General features: G+C 73.9%; 4 protein-coding genes and 1 pseudogene. 3 read left to right on the top strand and 2 right to left on the bottom strand.

Going from position 1 to position 5,441, the window contains the following annotated elements; genetic code table 11:
• Positions 1-403: 403 nt before the first annotated feature.
• Positions 404-1,150: a UDP-2,3-diacylglucosamine diphosphatase gene (locus tag VFZ20_RS07875; RefSeq protein WP_329683302.1), complete on the bottom strand. Its 747-nt coding sequence runs from the start codon at positions 1,148-1,150 to the stop codon at positions 404-406.
• Between the two features lie 398 nt (positions 1,151-1,548).
• The gene (locus VFZ20_RS07870; protein WP_329683301.1) at positions 1,549-2,391 is read right to left on the bottom strand and encodes an aldo/keto reductase; all 843 of its coding nucleotides are present in this window, start codon (positions 2,389-2,391) and stop codon (positions 1,549-1,551) included.
• A 213-nt stretch (positions 2,392-2,604) separates the two neighbouring features.
• Here VFZ20_RS07870 and VFZ20_RS07865 point away from each other — a divergent pair, with 213 nt between their 5' ends.
• The 3 genes and pseudogenes from VFZ20_RS07865 to VFZ20_RS07855 all read left to right on the top strand — a co-directional run.
• Positions 2,605-3,060, top strand: a complete 456-nt coding sequence (locus VFZ20_RS07865) for a thioesterase family protein (RefSeq protein WP_329683300.1) — start codon at positions 2,605-2,607, stop codon at positions 3,058-3,060.
• Positions 3,060-5,117, top strand: coding sequence for a peptidylprolyl isomerase (locus VFZ20_RS07860; RefSeq protein WP_329683303.1), 2,058 nt, complete (start codon positions 3,060-3,062; stop codon positions 5,115-5,117). Before VFZ20_RS07865 ends, VFZ20_RS07860 begins: the two co-directional genes overlap by 1 nt.
• Positions 5,114-5,441 (top strand): annotated as a pseudogene (locus VFZ20_RS07855) (hypothetical protein); the annotation flags it as partial. The gene VFZ20_RS07860 and the pseudogene VFZ20_RS07855, both read left to right, overlap by 4 nt.

Raw genomic sequence — 5,441 nt, 5'->3', positions numbered from 1 at the left:
CGGACCGTTGATCGAGCACGGAGGCGGAGTGTCTCTCGCCCGCGGAGGGCCCTCCTCCCCCGCCCCCTCCCCCCGCTCCGCGGGGGGAGGGGGAGAACTGCGCTCGGGCATCCGGACGGCTCGTGCCGGGAGCGGGATCGCCCCTCTCCCGGCCTCTCCCCGCTCGTTCCTCGCGGAGAGAGGAGAACCCAGCCTTTGCACCGGCTCGCCTCCCACGCGCTGAACCGGCCCCACGAAAAACCCCTCCCCCGAAGTTGGGGGAGGGGTCGACCGCCGTTGCGAGGAACGAGCAAAAAGGCGGTCGGGGGAGAGGGCCCCCCGTCGCGCAGCGACGGGGTGATTTCAGGTGGATGCCGGATTCTCGCCGGCCATCCTCCGCATCCGCCTCACCGCCTCCCGCCCGTCACCCCTCCGCCGGCCACTGTCGCAGCTCGGGCGGGCCGCCATCCGCCGGGAGCACCACGTAGTCGAAGGTGTTCAGCCAGTCGCCGGAGTTCACGTAAAAGCGGCCGGGCTCCACCTCCGTGATCCCCGCCAGGTGCGCGTGGCCGGCCAGGATGAGCTGGATGCCGGGATCGGCGCGCATCTGCTCCAGCGCCCACGCCTGGATGAACGCCGCGCGGCCCTTGGCGGCCTGGTCGCCCGTGTCGGCCTTGTGCTCGGTGCTGCTGGCCATGAGCGCGATGCGCCGTCCCCAGTCCGGGTGCAGCGCGCGGAACGCGCCCACCGTCACCGGGTTGCGGATGAGCTTCTTGAGCGCGCGGTACTTCAGGTCGCCGCGGCCCACGCCGTCGCCGTGCGCCACGAGGGTGCGCCGGCCGCCCAGCGTCATCTCCACGGGCCCGTCCAGCAGCTGGATGCCCACCTCGTCGCGCAGGAACGGCCCGGCCCACGCGTCGTGGTTGCCGCCCACGAACGCCACCGGCACGCCTGCCTCCACCACGTCCTTGAGCCGGGCGAGCACGCGGTAGTGCTCCGCCAGGATCACGTGGCGGTACTCGAACCAGAAGTCGAACAGGTCGCCGTTGATAAGCAGGAACGACGCGTGCGCCGCCACGTGGTCCAGGAACCGGCGAAACGCGCGCTCCGTGGCGGGCGGCACCGCGCCCAGGTGGATGTCGCTGCAGACGTAGACAGGCTTGCTCTCCATGGGGCGGGGAAGCTACCCGGCGCGGTTGGCTGAAACAAGCGGGCACGGCGGCCTGTAGACCGATCCAATCATCCGCCTCCCGAACGCTTCCAATCCTCCATGGTGATGATGTTCGGACGAGAATCGAACCAGCCCCCGTGGATGCGTGTCCACGGGGGCTCGTTGCTACTTCTTGGGAGAGTTGTTGCCCCTCCCGCCGCCGGACGGCTTGCCCGGATTCTTGCTCGGACCGTTCGGCGGAGGTGGCTTGTCTGCCATGATCGCATCTCCTGGATCCCTCGGTGTCGTTTCGTCTCGCGGGCCGGAGCGAGGGTGGATCCGGTCTGCGCGATGAAGGCCTAACGCCATCAACGGGAATGGATTACGCATCACGAGCTGACATGGTTTCGCGACGCGCGTCAGCGCATGCGCGCCAGGCGGGCGACGTACTCGCGGGTGTCCGGGTCGAACCAGGGGCCGTCGCCGGCGGCGGCGTTCTCCGCGGCGCGCTCGCGGCGGCGGGTGGCGGGGATCACGCAGTGCACGCGCGGATCGCTCAGGATCCACTTGAGCAGCGCCTGCGCCCACGTCGTCACGCCGAACGCGGCCAGCGGCTCCAGGTCGCGCGCGGGCGGCGCGTTGCGCGCGAGCGGACCCGTGTCCAGCGGCTGCATCACCATCACGCCCAGCCCCAGCTCCTCCGCCAGCGGCAGCACCTCGCGCTCCACGAGGCGGTCGGCGGCGTTGTACGGCACCTGCACCATCTGGAGGCGCCCCGTCCGCATCACCTCCATCAGCTGCGGAAAGGCGGAGTGCTGGTAGTGCGTGGCGCCGACGACGGAGACGGCGCCACGCGCGCGCAGGTCCTCCAGCAGGGGCAGGTGCTCGCGCCACGCGACCAGGTTGTGCACCTGGTAGACGTCCACGCGTCCGCCGTACCACTCCAGCGCACGCCGCGCCTGCTCGCGCCCCTCCGCCGCGGACGGCGTCCACACCTTGTCCGCCACGAGCACGCGACCACGGACGTCGCGGAGGGCGCCGCCGAGCACGGCCTCGGCCGCGCCGTACATGGGCGACGTGTCGAAGAGCGTGGTCCCCGCGGCGATGGCCGCGTGGACGACGGCGTGCCGGTCCGCCACGTCGGCGGTGCCGCGGACGTCCAGCGTCTGCCACGTCCCCATCCCCACGGCCGGCACCGTGAGCCCGCTGCGCCCGAACGCCCGCGTCTCCATCCGCCACCCTCCCCAATTCCGTGGATCCATCCGCATCTCCCGGCCTGACTCGAACCAGCGACCTGCGGCCTGGAAGGCCGTTGCTCCATCCGCCGAGCCATGCGGCATCTCCCTGCGGCACCCGTGCCATCCGCGCATCATCCGCCGCCGTTTGACTCCCCCTTCGCCGCCGGGTAGAATCGTCCACGCGCGAAAGCCCATCCGTGACTTTCGCACTTTCGCACTTTCGCACTTTCGCACTCCATGCCGTCCCCCGTCCCGCCCGACGACGCCCCGTCCTGCACCGTGGAGTTCCGCACGCGCTACGCGGAGACGGACCAGATGGGCATCATCCACCACGCCAACTACCTGGCGTGGTGCGAGATCGGGCGCACGGAGCTCATCCGGCGGCTGTACAAGCCGTATGCCCAGGTGGAGCGCGAGGACGGGGTGATGCTGGCCGTCACGGAGGTCAGCCTGCGCTATCACGCCAGCGCCCGCTACGACGACCTGGTGCGGGTGACGACGTGGATCGACGACCTGCGCTCGCGGGCCATGGGGTTCTCGTACCTCATCGAGCGGGTGGAGGACGACGGGAGCACCACGCGCCTGGTCTCCGCCCGCACGGGGCTCACCCCCATCGACCGCGACGGCCGCCTGCGCGCCATGCCCGCCCCCGTGATGGACGCCTTTCGCCGCACCGCCCTCGCCCCCGCGTGATGAACATGCACCTGCGCCTCGCCGCCGCCGCGCTCCTGCTGGCCGCCTGCGCCCCCGCCGCGCGCTCCGGCGCCGCCGCGCCGTCCAGCCCGACGGCGGCCCCCGCGCCGGACGCGGATCCCGTCACGGACGCCGGCCTGCTGCGCCTGGCGGACCGCCGCGAGTGGAACGAGCCGTACCTGCGCGCCGCCGCCGGCCAGCCCGCGCTGGCCCGCCGCGCCGCGTGGGTGATGGCCAACCTGCGCCGGTCCGAGGCGGTGCCGCTGCTCGTGCCCCTGCTGACGGGCGGGGACACGGCCACGGCGGCCATGGCGGCGTTCGCCCTGGGGCAGATCGGCGACTCCACGGCCGTGCCGCACCTGGTCCCGCTGGTGGACGTCGCCTCCATCGCCACCCGCCCCACGGTCGTCGGCGAGGCGGCCATGGCCCTGGGCAAGCTGCGGGGCCCCGGCGCCAAGGAGGCCGTGACGATGCTGCTGGCGGATGCGCCGGGCAGCGGGCCGGGCGTGCGCGAGGCCGTGGGGCAGGCGCTGCTGGGGATCTGGCGGCAGCCGCGCCCCCTGCCCGTGGAGGCCGTGGCGCCCTGGCTGGACTCGCAGGACGCCGAGATCCGCTGGCGGGCCGCGTACGCGCTGGCGCGGCGCGCGGAGCCGGCGGCCACCACGGCCCTGTTCCGCAACCAGCGCGACCCCGACGCCCTCGTGCGCTCGCTCGTGGCGCGCAGCCTGTCGGCCGCCATGGCCGACTCGTCGCGGGTGGGCGCGGACGCGGCGCAGGACGCCCTGTACCGGATGGTGACCCACGACACCTCCCTCGTCGTCCGCATCAACGCGCTGCGCTCCCTGGGCTCGTACCGCACGGAGCGCGCGCTGGTCATCCTGCGCGAGATGGTGGAGGGCGGCCGCGATCCGTACGAGGTGATCACGGCCATGGAGTCGCTGCAGCGGATGGGCACCTTTGCCGCGGCCGCCGCCCCCGTGCTGCAAGCGACCGCCCGCGACACCACGGCGCCCGTCTCCGTCCGGCAGACGGCCGTGGCGGCGCTGGGCGTCGTGGACCCGCCGGCCGCGCGGCGCGTCGTCGCCTCCCTCGCGGGCGCGGCGGACTGGCGCCTGCGCGCCTCGGCGGCCCGTGTGCTCGCGGCGGACTCGGGCGCGGCGGAGCACCTGGCGCGGCTGCTGGCGGACCCGGACGGGCGCGTGGGCGCCGCCGCGCTCGAAGCCGCCCTCGCGGCCGACACCACGGGGCTGAGCATCCGCGGCGCGCTCGTCCAGGGGCTCGCGCACCCGGACCCCATCCTGCGCGTGAACGCCCTGGGCGGCATCGCGCGGCTGCGCGACACGACGATGCTGGGCGCCGTGCTGGACGCGTACGATCGCGCGGGCGGCGACGAGATGAACGACGCGCGCCTGGCCGCCGTGGAGGCGCTGGGCGTGATGGCCGAGCGGGACCCGCGCACGGCGCGCGCGTTCTTTGCCCGCTTTTCCCGCGCGGACGACTACCTGGTCCGCCAGCGCGTCCACGCGCTCTTCGGCGACACCGTGCCGGGCGCGTGGGGCCCGCCGCTGCCCATCGAGACGGGGCTGGAGACGGCGGAGTACGCGCGCGTCGCCGCGGACGCCGCCGCGCACCGCCGTCCCCGGGCCGTCATCGAGACGAATCGCGGACGCATCGAGGTGGAATTGTTCGCGGACGACGCGCCCCTGACCGTGCGCAACTTCCTGTCGCTGGCGGAGCGCGGGTTCTTCGACGGGCAGGAGTGGCCGCGCGTGGTGCCCAACTTCGTCATCCAGGGCGGCGACCCCCGCGGGGACACTTCCGGCGGTCCGGGGTACAGCATCCGCGACGAGATCAACCGGCACACGTACCTGCGCGGTACGCTGGGGATGGCGCTCTCCGGCCCCGACACGGGGGGGAGCCAGTGGTTCATCACCCATTCGCCGCAGCCCCATCTGGATGGCACCTACACGGTGTTCGGCCGCGTGGTGCGGGGGATGGAGGCGGTGGACGACGTCCTGCCGGGAGACCGCATCATCCGCATCCGGGAGGTGAAGTGAGGTTCGTTCGATGGATGACGATGGCCGCCGTGGCGGCTCTTGCCGCCTGCGCGCCCGCGGCCCGCACGCAGACGCCGGCCCCCGCGCCCGCCCAGCCCGCCGCGCCGGCGGACCCGGCGGTGCTGGCCACGGAGACGGCGCGCGGCACGGTGCCCGCCTCCGCCCGGCAGCTCAACTTCGGCTGGCAGCTGGACGAGGCCGGCGCCGGGTTCCGCGGCCGTGGCGTGGCGCGGATGGTGGCGCCCAGCCGGTTCCGCCTGGACCTCTTCGGCCCGCGGGGCGAGACGTACCTGGCCGCCGCGCTCGTGGACGGCCAGGCGCGCG

The sequence above is a fragment of the Longimicrobium sp. genome (assembly GCF_036280135.1).
GTDB lineage: Bacteria > Gemmatimonadota > Gemmatimonadetes > Longimicrobiales > Longimicrobiaceae > Longimicrobium.
This window is presented reverse-complemented; position numbering and strand designations above follow the sequence as displayed.